Here is a 14,098-nt window from a genome sequence, read left to right on the forward strand (position 1 = left end):
TCGCGGGCGTTATAGCAAGCCAATGGCGGCGAACCCAAGGCGTCCAACAAGGCACCGCCTTCAGCCAATGGGCTTATGATTAGCCGCGGAAATCCTCGTGCAGCAGGCCGAACAGCAGATGGTCCTGCCAGATGCCGTTGATGCAGAGATAGCGCCGCGCCAGGCCCTCGCGGGTGAAGCCGCACTTCTCCAGCACCCGGATCGACGAGGCGTTGGACGGGATGCAGGCCGCCTCGATGCGGTGCAGATTGAGCTCGCCGAACAGCGAGGGCAGCAGCACCCGCAGCGCGGTCGTCATGTAGCCGCGATGGGCGTGCGGCAGGCCGACCCAATAGCCGATCGTGCCGGCCTGCACGATGCCGCGGCGGACATTGGCGAGCGTGATGCCGCCGATCATCACCCCGTCCGATTCGCGGAAGATGATGAACGGATAGGAGCGGTCGGCGGCGATATCCTCGGTGTAACGCCGCAAGCGGCGGCGGAAGCCGGCGCGGGTCAGGTCGTCGGACGGCCAGATCGGCTCCCATGGCGTCAGATAGGCGCGGCTGAATTCGCGCAATTGCGCCCATTGCGGGAAGTCCGACATTTGCGGCGCGCGCAGCAACAGCCCGTGACCGCGCGGCATCAATGCAGCGGGTCCACTGGACGGCAAACGAAACAGGGCCATGGCCCAACACTCCCCCGCTCACGTCCCCCTCGCCCCGCCCTTGCGGGGAGAGGGTCGGGGTGAGGGGCTGCTTCCACGAGCGAGCCGATTGTCGGGGACCTGTACCCCCTCACCCGGATTGCACCGGACGATGCTTCGCATCGCCGAGAACAATCCGACCTCTCCCCGCAGGCGGGGAGAGGTAACTTCTAATGCAGCAGCGTCTTTGCCTTCGACTTCGTCAATCCTTCCGCAAAAGCCACCGCCGTGTCCAGACCTCTTCCGCTGCCGAGGGCGACAACGGCGGGCCGGCTGCGCGCCAGCAGGGCGCGGGCGGCGTTGCGGCTGGATTCGACGCTGACCGCATCGATCCTCGCCACCAGCTCTTCCACCGTCTGCGGCCGTCCATAGGCTAGCACATGCCGCGCCAATTGTTCGGCCCGGGATGAACAGCTTTCCAGCGCCATCAACAGCCCGGCCTTCATCTGCGCCTTGGCGCGGGCGACCTCGGCCTCGGTCAGGGTTTCGACCGCGTCATTGATGACGTCGACGATGACTTCCATCATTTCCGGCGCGTCGGCCGGATCGGTGCCGGTGTAGAGGCCGAAGAAGCCGGTGTCGGTGTAGGGGGCGTGGAAGGTGTAGATCGAGTAGCACAGCCCGCGCTTCTCGCGCACCTCCTGGAACAGCCGCGACGACATCCCGCCGCCGAGCGCGTTGGTGAACACCTGCAGCGAGAACAGCGACAGATCGGTCTGCGGCACGCCTTCGAGCGCCAGCGTCAGATGCGCCTGCTCGAGATCGCGATGCACCACGCGCGAACCGCCCTTGCCGAACATCGCGACCTGCGGCTTCGGCGCCGGCGTGGCGTCGAAGCTGGAAAACTTCTGCACGACGTCCTCGACAACGCGCTCGTGATCGACCGCGCCGGCGGCCGCGACCACCATGTCGGGGGCGCGGTAATGCGTCGACAGATAGCCGCGCAGCATGTCGCGGTCGAACGCCTTCAGCGTCTTGGCGGTGCCGAGCAGTGAGCGGCCCATCGGCTGGTCCGGATAGCAGAGCTCGTTGAGATGCTCGAACACGACGTCGTCGGGCGTATCCTGCGCCGCGCCGATCTCCTGCACGATCACGCTCTTCTCGCGCTCGAGCTCATCCGGCACGAAGGACGGATTGGCGAGGATGTCGGAGAGCACGTCGAGCGCCAGCGGCACGTCGGCCTTCATCACCCGCGCATAATAGGCCGTGGTCTCGGTCGAGGTGCCGGCATTGAGGTCGCCGCCGACCGCCTCGATCTCCTCGACGATCTCGCGCGAGGAGCGCCGCGCGGTGCCCTTGAACGCCATGTGTTCGAGCAGATGCGAGATGCCGTGCTCGTTCGGCTTCTCGTCGCGGCCGCCGACGCCGGCCCAGACCCCAAGCGCCGCGGTCTCCAGATGCGGCATGGTGTCGGTGACGACGGTCAGGCCGCTCGGCAGCTTGGTGATGTCAACGCTCATTCAGGCAACTCCCTGCTTGGCAGCACGGCTGACCGACAGCACGAAGCGCTCGACCTCGGCGGAATCATTCTTCATGACCGTGATGTGTTCGGACTTGCTCATCAGGCCGCCGAGCCAGGCCGGCAGCTGCGGACGCACCCCGCAGGCCGCCTCGACCGCGTCGGGGAATTTGGCCGCATGCGCGGTCGACAGCACGATGTTCGGGATCTTGGAGTCCGAGGTGTCGCGGTCGGCGACCGCGAGTGCCACCGCGGTGTGCGGATCGACGAGATCGCCGGCCTCGCGCCAGGCGGCGCGGATCGCGGCCGCGGTCTCGGTCTCGTCGGCGCGGCCGGCGTCGAAATCGCGGCGCACCGCGGCGAGCGTCGCATCGGGCAGCACGAAGCGGCCGGACTGCTTCAGCGAGGCCATCAGGCGGCGGACCTGGTCGGCGTCGCGACCAGACGCCTCGAACAGCAGCCGCTCGAAATTCGAGGACACCTGGATGTCCATCGACGGCGACGCCGTGGCGTGTACCTCGCGCACCTCGTAATTGCCGGTCTTCAGCGTGCGCGGCAGGATGTCGTTGACGTTGGCGGCGATGCGCAAGCACCGGATCGGCAGCCCCATCCGCTTCGCCACATAGCCGGCGAAGATGTCGCCGAAATTGCCGGTCGGCACCGTGAAGTCGACCGTGCGCTGCGGCGCACCGAGCGCGACCGCCGAGGTGAAGTAGTAAACCACCTGCGCCACGATGCGCGCCCAGTTGATCGAGTTGACGCCCGACAGCGCCACCTGGTCGCGGAAGCGATGGTTGTTGAACATCTCCTTCACCAGCGCCTGGCAATCGTCGAACGTGCCCTCGATCGCGAGCGCATGGACGTTGGCAGCACCCGTCGTCGTCATCATGCGACGCTGCACCTCGGAGATGCGGCCGTTCGGGAACAGCACGACGAGGTCGACATTGTCGAGATTGGCAAACGCCTCGACCGCGGCGCCGCCGGTGTCGCCCGAGGTCGCGACCACGATGGTGGTACGCTGCGCGCGCTTGGCCAGCACGTGATCCATCAGCCGCGAGATCAGCTGCATCGCGACGTCCTTGAACGCCAGCGTGGGCCCGTGGAACAGCTCGAGCAGGAACTGGTTCGGCCCGGCCTGGTCGAGCGGCACCACCGCGGGATGGCGGAAGGTGGCATAGGCCTCGTTGGCCATGCGGCCGAGCTCGGCGTCGGAAATCTCGCCGGCGGCGAACGGGCGGATGATCTCGACCGCGACCTCCCAATAGGGACGGCCGAACAAGCCGGCGATGGTCTCGTGCGACAGAAGCGGCCAGGTCTCGGGCACGTAAAGCCCGCCGTCGCGGGCAAGCCCGGTCAGCATCACATCGCAGAAGCCAAGCACCGGGGCCTCACCCCTGGTCGAAATATACCGCGTCAAATCGCCCTCCAAAGGCTTCGATCTAAGCCTTAAGCCTTTGATATCATGGATTTATCGAGTTCGCCGCATGCGAACCGGATCAGCGCACCATAGAAGATCGGGCCGGCAATGGGTAGCCCACAGCGCGCGTTGCGAGGTCGCGTGAGTGCGGCACAAGCACCGCCGTCGCCTGGCGGAAAGCCAGGACCCATAACCACCGCATTCGGTGATGAACGGGACCGCGGCCCCAGCGTCGTGCAACAATTGGGATTCGGGGTAATGGGTTTCGCCAGGACGACGACGAGAATGGGTTTCGATTCACTTGCCACACTGTCGGTGTCGTCACCCGCGAAAGCGGGTGATCCAGTATTCCAGAGGCAGTAATGCTTGAGCCGAGAAGCCGCGGCGTACTGGATCGCCCGGTCCCGTCTACGCCAAGGCTTCGACGAGGCAAGCAGTCCGTGGCGCGCCGAAGCTTTAGCGGAGGCGGCGAGCCGGGCGATGACAGCTTGGGTGAGGACGCAGTTTCGCGTTCTCGCGACATGAATTGTCCGAGTCTTGCTCTTCGTTTCCGCCCTCTCCGTTGGTGAGGGCGCAGGGAAAGCCGGGTGCCGATCGCACCCATGGGCCCCGTGCAATAGGTAGAAAGCACGGGGGTAGGACCACAGGTGTAACCGGAGCAATCCGGCTTTCCCTGCGCGATGGCTTACGGCTTATACGTGCTCTCCCCGGCGAGACTTGGCTTTGTTGTCACCGTCTTCACAACGCGCCCTGCGCAATCGGAAGAGACACCTACCGCTAGGGCGTCAGGCCTGCACGACTTCGCTGTCCGCTTCATGCGCATTCGTCGACTGCACAATCGGCGTCCACCGCATCTCGACCCGCGTTCGTGACGACCGCGAAGCGCCCCTCGTGTCGGGCGAGACGGGCTATTCATACACCGAATTGCGCTTCGGATAAAGCGAAATATTTTCAACGCCGGCACTTGACGCGTTTTGCTGAGTTGCCCGTCGGGTTGTTTTGTCGCACCTCTCTCCCCTCGTCATTCCGGGGCGTGCGAAGCACGAGCCCGGAATCCATCAGGCCGCAGACTCCGCGGATGATTGGATTCCGGGCTCTCGCCTTCGGCGAGCCCCGGAATGACGAAAGCAGGGAGCTCCGCGATACGCCCTACCCCTTCGGCGGCGCCAGCGGCTGCACGATCTCCTGGAACGGCGGCAGCGCTTCGCAGCGCGCGGCGTGGGCCGTGAGCGCCGGATAGCGCGTGTCGAACAGATGTGGATGCGCTTCGCCGGTGAAGCGCAGCGCGCAGGCCACCGCGATGTCGGCGTGGCCGATCCGATCGCCCAACCAATAAGGCGACGGCACCGCCGCGCGTTCCTGCTCCAGCACCGTGAGCACGCGCGAGATCTGCCCCTCGCAGCGCTCGACCCACAGCTTGAGCTGCTCCTTGCGCAGCACGCGCTCGTAAACCAGACTCACCGCCTTGTCGGCGAGCCCGGTCGCCAGCGCCATGATGCGCAGATGCTTGCGCCGCTCGGGCCCCGAGCGCGCCAGCATCGCCTTCTCCGGCCCGACCAGCTCGTCGAGATAATCCAGGATCGCGCTGCTCTCGATCAGCGCCTCGCCGTCATCGAGCACCAGCGTCGGCACCCGCTGCACCGGATTATAGGCCGCGACCTTCTCGGCATCGCCGAAGGTCGACCACGGCTTGTGCTCGAACGGCAAGCCATAAAGCCGCAGCGCGATCGCGGTGCGGCGGACAAAGGGCGAGTCGTACTGGCCGATCAGGAACATCTGTCATCTCGTCCGTCATGCCGCGGCAGGCCACTGCGCTCGAAAGCAGGGCTTTCAAGGTGTGGCGGCCAAGCCGGGTCAAAGGTTGCGCTTTGCACCATCGTAGATGGCTTGCGCCGCATTGCAACCGGATCATGAGCCGGTCTGCGTGACAAGCTATCCAATCACCGGCACGTGCCCTGCCGCATCGCGCGGCAATTTGCCGTCGAGCCTCGGATCATCCGCCACCTCGATCTGCCGCAGGAACGGGCGGAAGCCGGAGCGCTGGTAGAACGCGATCGCCGAGGGATGATCGAAGGTGCAGGTGTGCACCCAGAAGCGGCCGATGTCGCGCGACCAGGCGATCTCCTGCGCGCGGTTCATCAGGAAGCGCGCGGCGCCGGTGCCGATGAATTTCGCGGTGACGCCGAAATAGAGCAGCTGGCATTCGCCGGCCACGCTGAAATCGAGCTCGAGCAGGCCTTCGTCCTCGCCATCGACCACGAGCCCGTAGAGCTCGATGCCGGGCCCGTGGATCCGCGAGGCGAGATCGGCGTCGTCGAGCCCGGTGCGGGTGAACCACAGCCACTGCTCGCCGACGCGACGGTAGAGATCGCGATACCAATCGAGCGCAGGCGGCTTGACCTTGCGCAGGCGCCACGCGCCGGGCGGATCGTCGCGCCGCGGCGGGCGCGCGGTCATTTCCAGATGTGTGACGACGGCGGCGATCTTGACGGGAGGGATGTCGGAGTAACCGTCGGGCAGCAGCATTGAGGACCTTTGTTTCTGCGTGTCGGCCGGAGATATTCGCATGTCGCGGCAGATGCAATGCAACGCCGCGTAACAATGTTACCGATTTGTCAGTGGGTGATTTGGCGAATCAGGCGCTCGATGTGCAGAGGCCACCGGAGCAACCACCGTGTCGCGCCATCACGCGCTGCCGCCGATCATCACTACGCCGCCGCCACCGAAGCCGAAGCCCACGCGGCGCCGGCGCGGCGTCGGTTATGCCTATGGTGCGGGCGCGGCTGATGCGGCCACCGACATCGATGACGGGGCGCCGGTGCACAGCGCTCCAGTCGTTCCGCAGCACGCGCGCCCGATCGAGACCGTCGTGCGACGCGTGCCCTCGCCGCACGGCAAGCTCAGCGACGATACATTGCGCGCGATGCTGGAGGTGCAGGAGAAGCAGACGGGGTAGAGCGGAGACGCTTCCACACATTCACTGTCGTCCCGGCGCGGGCCGCGACCCATTACCCCCGAATGTGAGTGATGAGGCACGCTGGGGCCGCCGTGTGCAACCCAACCGAGATTCGTGGTTATGGGTCCCCGGCCTTCGCCGGGACGACGGCGGAGTTTGTGGAGCGGCCAGCGAGACATACTCGCCTCTCACCTCGGCGTCAGCGTGATCGCCTCTGCCGTCGCCGCTTCCACCGCGCCTCGGCTGTAGAGCAGCGGCACATACTGGCCGGTGGCCCAGAGCGGCGCGAGGTCGCGGTAGTGGCCGCTGAAGGGATCGCCGGATTGGCCTGGGGTGTTGATGGTGCGGCTCGCATCCCAATTGCCGACATCGAGCACCATGCGGAACGAGGCGCCGGAGAGCAGATGATAGTCGGAGTGGCGATAGGTGGCGGCGCGCGGCACGTTGGCGGCGCCGCCGAAGGCGAGCGGACCGACCTGCATCTGCGCTGCGGTCGCCTTGTCGGCGAGCGGCATCAACGCGTGATTGAACTGCGCGACATGCAGGCGACCCCAGCGCCACATCGACGCATCGCCCCCGAGCTTGTCGATGACATCGGCGACGGCCGCGCCGAGGCTGTCGCGCAGCACGCGGTCGCGCTCGCCGGCGGGATCGCTGCCGAGCGCGGCATCGGGCTTTTCGAGATAGCCGACGATGGCAGAAATGCTCGACGCCTCCGGCGCGATCAGCTGAGCCGCCTTCGGCGCCGTGGTCTTGAGCAGCACCGGGCCGAGATGGTTGGCGATCCAGACCTCGTAGACCGCAGCCGCAGCGCTGTCCTCAGTGTCGCGGGCATCCCACGCTTTGAGCAGCTCGAGGCCCTTCTTGACGTTGGCATCGTCCGACGTGAGCGGCTTCAGCAGCGCGAGAAGGCGGCGCGCGAGCATGCCGGTGTCGTCGTTCTGCAACGCCATCGCGTCCGCCAGCGTCACCTTGCCGTTCTTCTCCAGCACCTCGGTGATGCGCTGCCAGCGCGCGCTGTCGGACCATTCAAAGCCGACCCGGCGCTCATTGACCGGATAATCCGCCGGCAGATTCATCTGATTGGCGGTGGCGATGAAGCCCTGCTTCGGCTGGTAGAGCTTCGGCAGCTCGTCGAGCGACAGAAAGCCCTGCCATTCGTAGCGGCCGTCGCCCGGCACCGGCATCAGCCCGTCGAAACTGGTGCGGCGCGGCGTCTTGCCGGCGGCGACCCAGCCGATATTGCCCGACGTGTCGGCATAGACCTGGTTCTCCGACGGCGCGCCCCAGCGCCGCATCGCGCCGAGAAAACCGTTCCACGACTTCGCGGTCATGTAGTCGGAGGAGCCGAAATAGGCCGAGGTGCCCGGCTCGAACCAGATCGAGCGCACGGCAAACGCATGCTTCTTGTCGGCGTCGACGAAGATCACCGGACCGTGGCGGGTGAACTTCAGCTCCAGGTCGCGGTCGGCTTCGCCCTTGACCTGCTCCGTCTCGTGCACGATGCGCATGTCCTCCCAGCCCGTGCCGTAACGATACTGGTTCGGGTTGTCGGGGTTGAGCTCGTAGACGTAGAGGTCTTCCTGGTCGACGTTGAAGATGGTCAGCCCGAACGCGATGGTGTCGTTATGGCCGATCGAGATGCCCGGCAGCGCCGGCTCGCCGGCGCCGATCACGGAGATGCCGGGCGCGTTGAGGCCGACGATGTAGCGCAGCGACGGCACCGAATGTTCGCGATGCGGATCGTTGGCGAGGATCGGACGCCCGGTCGCGGTGCGCGCGGCCGCGATCACCCAATTGTTGGAGCCGATGGTGTCGCGCTGCTGATCGGCTTCGGCGAGGAATGTGTCGGGATCATGCGCCAGCGCGGCCTTCTGATCCTTCGGCGCCGCGAACTTGACCGGGCGGGTGGCGAGGTCGTAGGCCGCGAGCACGCCTTTGGCACGCTGCACGGGTCGAGGCCGTCGGGGATCCTGGTGGTCCAGGCCGGCTCCAGCTTGACGCGGAAGCGATCGGCATCGAGGCCGGCGGCGCAGGCCACCAGCGACCGCTTCACCTCGGAGGCGACGTTGCGCGTGAGACCGTGGCTGCGGACGCGCACCACATCCTCGGCCGACCACGGGTCGGGCTTGGTGCCCGCGATCCTGAACTCGATCGGCAGCGGACGCTTGCCCGCGTTGACGTCGGCGACATACGCGTTGACGCCGGCGACGAACGCCTCGGCGTAGGTTTTCGCCTTCGGGCCATAGGCAGCCCATTCCGCATTCATGTCGCCGCGATAGAGGAACAGGCGCAGCGCCTTGTCCTGCTCGGCATAGGCCGGGCCGAAGTCCTTCGCCAGCAGGCCGAGGCCGCGCTTGCGCCAGAGATCGATCTGCCAGAGCCGGTCGCGCGCGGCGTTGAAGCCCTGCAGGAAGAACAGGTCGTGCTCGTTGCCGGCATAGATATGCGGGATGCCCCAGACATCGACCAGGATCTGTCCCGGCGCCGTCAGCCCGGCGACGTCGGTCTTGACCTCGCGCGCCGCAACCAGCGGGCTCGGTTTTTCGCGGGCGGTGGCGGGCGCGGCGAGCATCGCGGCGCAGAGCGCGGCGGTGAGTAGCTTGGTGACGCGGTTGAGATCCGTGTTCATCTTGTTCTCCGATGGTTGTTGTTTTTGGTTGCGAGACTTGAGCCGGAATTTTCCTGCCCGCGCGCTACTCCCCCTCGTCGCTCGCCAGCACGCCTTTCACCGCGCGGGCCCAGCCGGCGAGCTTGCGGTCGCGGGTCGCCTCGCTCATCGCCGGCCGGAAGCGGTGCTCGAGCCGCCAATTGTCGGCGAATTTCGCGGGCTCCGGATAGACGCCGGCATCGAGGCCGGCGAGATAGGCGGCGCCGAGTGCCGTGGTCTCCTGGATCATCGGGCGATCGACCGGCGCGTTGAGCAGGTCGGCGAGCCGCTGCATGGTCCAGTCCGACGCGGTCATGCCGCCGTCGACGCGCAGCACCGTGTTGGCGGCGTTCGCCTCCGGCCAGTCGGTGCGCATCGCGGCCCACAGGTCGAAGGTCTGGTAGCAGACGCTCTCCAAGGTCGCATGCGCGAGTTCGGCCGGTCCGGTGTTGCGGGTCAGCCCGAACAGCGCGCCGCGCACACGCGGATTCCAGTACGGCGCGCCCATGCCGACGAAGGCCGGCACCAGATAGACGCTCTGCATCGAGTCGGATTTGTCGGCAAGCGGGCCGGTCTCGGCGGCGTGCTTGATGATGCCGAGGCCGTCGCGCAGCCACTGCACCGCGCTGCCGGCGACGAAGATCGAGCCTTCCAGCGCGTAGGTACGCTGGCCATTGAGCTGATAGGCGATGGTGGTGAGCAGCTTGTTCTTCGAGGCCACCGGCGTGGTGCCGGTGTTGAGCAGCGCGAAGCAGCCGGTGCCGTAGGTCGACTTCATCATGCCGGGCTCGAAGCAGGCCTGGCCGATGGTCGCGGCCTGCTGGTCGCCGGCAATGCCCGAGATCGCGATCGGGCCGCCGAACAGGTCGGCGGTGCTCTCGCCGAACCGGGCCGAGGAATCCTTCACTTCGGGCAGCATCGAGCGCGGCACGCGGAGCAGATTGATGAGATCGTCGTCCCACGCGCCGGTGTGGATGTTGAACAGCAGCGTGCGTGAGGCGTTGGTGGCATCTGTCGCGTGCACCCGGCCGCCGGTGAGCCGCCACAACAGATAGCAGTCGACGGTGCCGAACAGGAGCTCGCCGCGCTCGGCGCGCTCGCGCGCGCCCGGCACGTGATCGAGGATCCAGGCGACTTTCGTCCCGGAGAAATAGGGGTCGATGATCAGTCCGGTTTTCGCCGAGATCGCCGGCTCATGGCCTTCGCTCTTCAATCTGGCGCAGATGTCGGCGGTGCGGCGGTCCTGCCAGACGATGGCGCGGTGCACGGCTTGTCCGGTGGCGCGGTCCCACACCACGGTGGTCTCGCGCTGGTTGGTGATGCCGATCGCAGCGATGTCTTTCGCCTTCAGCCCGGCCTTCTCCAGCGCCTCGCGGCAGACCATCACCGTCGAGGTCCAGATGTCCTCCGGCTCGTGCTCGACCCAGCCGGAGGCGGGGAAATGCTGCGGAAACTCCTGTTGCGCGACCGCGGCGATGGAAATGTCGCTGCGAAACACCATGGCGCGCGACGATGTGGTGCCCTGATCGATGGCCAGCACGAAAGACATGAGCGTTTCCCTTGAGGCTTGGTAACAGGCGCCAAGGGAGCGGATTACCGCGGCGAGGTCAAGCTTGCTGGTGAGTGTGGCGTTGCGAACGTATCAAGCCCGTCATCCTGATGAGGTGCGAGCTCTTGCGAGCCTCGAAGGATGCACGGCCACCAGCCGGGCCGTCCCCTTCGAGACGGCCGCTACGCGGCCTCCTCAGGGTGACGGATTGAGAGAAGACCAACTGATCACATCGGCCGGTAGGTGCGCACGTCGGCCGGGACGTTGACGCCGATCTTGATCGCGCCGACCGAGCGGATGATGTCGTCGCCGAGCAGCTGGGCGAAGCAGGCATAGCCCCAGTCGTTCATGTGCAGGCCGTCGGCGATGACGAAATCGTCGATCGGGATCGCCTGTTTCTCGTGCCAGTCGCGCATCACCTCGAAGCGCGGGAAGATGCCGACATGGCGCAGCGCGGCGATGCGCCCGAGCAGCTTGACCATGCCGCGCGCGCTTTCGGGACGCTCGGTGACGCGCGGCGAATATTGCGGATCGACCAGCACGAGATCGGCACCGTCCGCCTGGATGCGCGCGACGCCGTCCTCGATCTCCTTGGCGGTCTCGGTGGGATCGAGGTTGCGCAGCACCGCATTGGTGCCGACCTGCCAGATCACCATGTCGGGATGCATGTCGATCACTTCGGTCTGCAACCGCTTCATCATCTCGGGTGCGTCCTCGCCGCCCTTGCCGCGATTGAGCACGGTGATGTCGGCGGAGGGATACTGCCGGCGCAGTTGCGCGGCGAGGCGGTTCGGGTAGGTGAATTCCGGCGACGACGAGCCGTAGCCCTGGGTCGAGGACGAGCCGAACGCGATGATCACGACCGGCTTGCCCGCCGCGAGCTTGGCCGCGACATGCGGCAGCGAACCGGTGGTGTTCGGCACGCCGGTCGGCTGATGACAGGGCACGCGATGGAAGATGTCGCTGGCCGACTTCGCGACCTGCTTGACCTTGTCGAGCGCCTTGGCGGCGACGCCCGGTTGCGGGTCGGTCGTATCGGCGGCGATCACGGCGGGCTTCGCGGAGTCAGGCTTTGTCAGATCAGATCTTGCGGCCTTGGCACCGGGCGACAGCGCCGCGTGCTGGTCGGCCTGGCCGGTCTGCGCGCGCGACGGCTCGACCGCAAGCGGCGCGAGCAGCGCCAGCACGGCCGCGACGCACAGGCTCCGCGCCTGCGAAGCGCGAAAAGGGAAGGCAAAACGCATCACAACTCTGCTTCCTCTAATTCTGCTGCACCGGGCCCAGATGGGCCGCATCGATCACGAATTTCGCAAGGGCGCGGCCGAGACAGGCGTGAACCTTCTTGGCCAGGTCGACACCATGCGAGGTGCTGAACAGGTCAAAATATCCGGCGTCGCTCCACTGCTTCATGATCGCGAACCGGTCGAACAGCGGAACGTCGTGCTGCTGCGCCACCACCTTCATGTTGTCGAGATATGGCGGTGCAGAGATCATGGTCTCCGTACGCGGGCTGTATTGCAGGTTGACCAGCACCACGTCGGTCCCGGCGCCCCGCAACGCAACAACGCCGTCGTTGATGGCGGTGCGGAAATCGTCAGGATCGACTGCTCGCATAGCATCGACCGTGCCGGTCTGCCAGATAACCAAAGTAGGCTTTTTTGCTTCAACAAGCTTAACAAGGGTTCCTGCGGTCTCCTCGGCGGTGCTCTTTCCCTGTAATTCTACGGATAGATCGATGGTCGCCGTCGGAAATGCCTCTTTCAGCGCCGCCTGCAGCGTGGCCGGATAGGCGCTGGGCTCGTTGCCGGGGATGGTCGAGGAGCGGCTGCCGACCACCAGCACGTTGAGCGGCCGGTTGGCCTTCACCGCATCGGCGACCTTCGGCAGCGAGCTCTCACTTGTCAGCAGATAGGCCGGCACGTCGCAGGGCGGTGCCGGTGGTGCCGGCTCGGGGTTGTCGCCGGCGTGCGCGGGCGCTGCCGCCAAACAGGCGGCCAGCAGCAGCAGGCCCAGCATCGTCCGCGCGGACTTCATGCTCCCCCTCCCGCCAGATCGGCGTTGCCGACGGCACCTTTTTTCGAGGCGCCTTTGTCGGCGGAGTGCTTGTACCACGAGATAATCCACGCCATGCCGCACATGATGAGGATGCCGCAGACGCTGATCAAGGCGTGCAGTGCGGCACCGCCGGAGACTTCGGCAAGCACGAAGTGACCGGCGAAGGCAAGGAATACCCCGAGGCAGAATATCTCAAGCGAATGCTGGCCACACAGGATCAAAGGTCGCAGCCAGCGCGATTTCAAGCCCGGCCAATCCCGGGGCAAGAAGCGCACGGTGAGGGCCGCGAGCGCCAGGAAGTGCGCGAACCGCAACACGTCCAGGTCGGTCTTGTTGATCGGATACATCCATTGCTCGATGAGCTTCGGCATGATGTGGCCGAGCTGCGGCACGTACCAGGTCAGCGTCACGAAGAACGCCGCGACCAGATAGACGATGCAGATCCACATCGTGATGTTCGACGACAGGATGCGCGACATCCGCCGCGCGCCGCCGAGCGCGCACCAGGCGCCGAACACGAACAGCAATTGCCAGGCGAACGGATTGAACGCCCAGAAGCCGTTCGGATAGGCCGAGAGATACAGGTCGAACTGCCAGGTCAGCGCGTAGAGCAGGACCGACAGGCCGAGCGTGACGTCGGGCTTCCACTTCATCAGCCACAGGATCAGCGGCAGGAACAGCATCAAGACGATATAGAGCGGCAGCACGTCCATGTTGACCGGGCGGAAGCGCAGCAGCAGCGCCTGCACGATGGTGACGTCGGGCTGCTTGAGGAAGTCCATGATCCCCATCTCTTCCGAGTAGAGCGGGTTCTCGAACGAGGTCGCCACATAGGAGATCTCGGCGAGGAAGATCGTGAACAGGAAGACATGCGCGACATAGATCTGCCAGACCCGGCGCAGGATGCGCGCGGTCGCGATCACGAAGCCGCCCTCGAGCATCGCCCGGCCATAGACGAAGGCCGCGGTGTAGCCGGAGATGAAGATGAAGATCTCGGTGGCGTCGGAGAACCCGTAATTGCGGATCGTCAGCCAGGTCAGAAGATTGGTCGGCAGGTGATCGATGAAGATCAGCCACAACGCGAGCCCGCGGAACAGGTCGAGCCTGAGCTCGCGCTCGCCGGCCGCCGGCAGCGTGATCGCGGGCGCGGCCACTTTCGCCTTGACCTCGGCTTTGGCGTCAGCCGCCGGCGTACCGGCTATGGGATCGGCAATCGAGCTCATCAAACACCGTGTCGGGCGCGGACGCCCCGCCTGCCCAGCTGAAAAGATAATATCGGTCCGCGACTTCCTGAGAAAGCCTTGCCGACCCAACGCGCGGCGACATG

Annotated in this window: 10 protein-coding genes and 1 pseudogene; 1 reads left to right on the plus strand and 10 read right to left on the minus strand. The window is 66.0% G+C overall.

Going from position 1 to position 14,098, the window contains the following annotated elements; all coding sequences use genetic code 11:
• Positions 1–79: 79 nt before the first annotated feature.
• From ACVINW_RS07635 to ACVINW_RS07655, 5 genes are all read right to left on the minus strand, one after another.
• On the minus strand, positions 80–667 hold the full coding sequence (locus ACVINW_RS07635) for a GNAT family N-acetyltransferase (RefSeq protein ID WP_029079870.1): 588 nt from the start codon (positions 665–667) through the stop codon (positions 80–82).
• A 188-nt stretch (positions 668–855) separates the two neighbouring features.
• The gene (locus ACVINW_RS07640; RefSeq protein ID WP_456750727.1) at positions 856–2,145 is read right to left on the minus strand and encodes a M16 family metallopeptidase; all 1,290 of its coding nucleotides are present in this window, start codon (positions 2,143–2,145) and stop codon (positions 856–858) included.
• Entirely contained in the window at positions 2,146–3,561 is a 1,416-nt protein-coding gene (thrC, locus tag ACVINW_RS07645; RefSeq protein ID WP_456750728.1) for a threonine synthase, read from the minus strand. It abuts the gene before it with no gap.
• A gap of 1,149 nt (positions 3,562–4,710) precedes the next feature.
• A complete protein-coding gene (locus ACVINW_RS07650; protein WP_456750729.1) occupies positions 4,711–5,337 on the minus strand; it encodes a glutathione S-transferase family protein in 627 nt (208 codons plus the stop codon).
• Between the two features lie 156 nt (positions 5,338–5,493).
• Positions 5,494–6,087: a GNAT family N-acetyltransferase gene (locus ACVINW_RS07655; protein WP_456750730.1), complete on the minus strand. Its 594-nt coding sequence runs from the start codon at positions 6,085–6,087 to the stop codon at positions 5,494–5,496.
• Between the two features lie 148 nt (positions 6,088–6,235).
• Between ACVINW_RS07655 and ACVINW_RS07660 the strand changes: the two genes are divergently transcribed.
• The gene (locus ACVINW_RS07660) at positions 6,236–6,517 is read left to right on the plus strand and encodes a hypothetical protein (RefSeq protein WP_456750731.1); all 282 of its coding nucleotides are present in this window, start codon (positions 6,236–6,238) and stop codon (positions 6,515–6,517) included.
• 188 nt (positions 6,518–6,705) lie between these two features.
• On the opposite strand, the pseudogene ACVINW_RS07665 reads toward ACVINW_RS07660, so the two are convergent.
• The 5 genes and pseudogenes from ACVINW_RS07665 to ACVINW_RS07685 form a co-directional block, all read right to left on the minus strand.
• Positions 6,706–9,149: pseudogene (locus ACVINW_RS07665) on the minus strand (penicillin acylase family protein).
• Between the two features lie 64 nt (positions 9,150–9,213).
• The gene (glpK, locus tag ACVINW_RS07670) at positions 9,214–10,716 is read right to left on the minus strand and encodes a glycerol kinase GlpK (protein ID WP_456750732.1); all 1,503 of its coding nucleotides are present in this window, start codon (positions 10,714–10,716) and stop codon (positions 9,214–9,216) included.
• 227 nt (positions 10,717–10,943) lie between these two features.
• A complete protein-coding gene (locus ACVINW_RS07675) occupies positions 10,944–11,960 on the minus strand; it encodes an SGNH/GDSL hydrolase family protein (protein ID WP_456750733.1) in 1,017 nt (338 codons plus the stop codon).
• 16 nt (positions 11,961–11,976) lie between these two features.
• The gene (locus ACVINW_RS07680; protein ID WP_456750734.1) at positions 11,977–12,750 is read right to left on the minus strand and encodes an SGNH/GDSL hydrolase family protein; all 774 of its coding nucleotides are present in this window, start codon (positions 12,748–12,750) and stop codon (positions 11,977–11,979) included.
• Positions 12,747–13,994, minus strand: coding sequence for an OpgC domain-containing protein (locus ACVINW_RS07685; RefSeq protein ID WP_456750735.1), 1,248 nt, complete (start codon positions 13,992–13,994; stop codon positions 12,747–12,749). The genes ACVINW_RS07680 and ACVINW_RS07685 overlap by 4 nt, the downstream gene beginning before the upstream one ends.
• Positions 13,995–14,098 lie beyond the last annotated feature (104 nt).

This window comes from Bradyrhizobium sp. USDA 4461, from assembly GCF_054055655.1.

Bases quoted from the DNA above. Each gene is read 5' to 3' on its own strand.
- ACVINW_RS07635 (WP_029079870.1), bottom strand. From the start codon at position 667: ATGGCCCTGTTTCGTTTGCCGTCCAGTGGACCCGCTGCATTGATGCCG.
- ACVINW_RS07640 (WP_456750727.1), bottom strand. From the start codon at position 2,145: ATGAGCGTTGACATCACCAAGCTGCCGAGCGGCCTGACCGTCGTCACC.
- ACVINW_RS07650 (WP_456750729.1), bottom strand. From the start codon at position 5,337: ATGTTCCTGATCGGCCAGTACGACTCGCCCTTTGTCCGCCGCACCGCG.
- ACVINW_RS07655 (WP_456750730.1), bottom strand. From the start codon at position 6,087: ATGCTGCTGCCCGACGGTTACTCCGACATCCCTCCCGTCAAGATCGCC.
- glpK (WP_456750732.1), bottom strand. From the start codon at position 10,716: ATGTCTTTCGTGCTGGCCATCGATCAGGGCACCACATCGTCGCGCGCC.
- ACVINW_RS07675 (WP_456750733.1), bottom strand. From the start codon at position 11,960: ATGCGTTTTGCCTTCCCTTTTCGCGCTTCGCAGGCGCGGAGCCTGTGC.
- ACVINW_RS07680 (WP_456750734.1), bottom strand. From the start codon at position 12,750: ATGAAGTCCGCGCGGACGATGCTGGGCCTGCTGCTGCTGGCCGCCTGT.
- ACVINW_RS07685 (WP_456750735.1), bottom strand. From the start codon at position 13,994: ATGAGCTCGATTGCCGATCCCATAGCCGGTACGCCGGCGGCTGACGCC.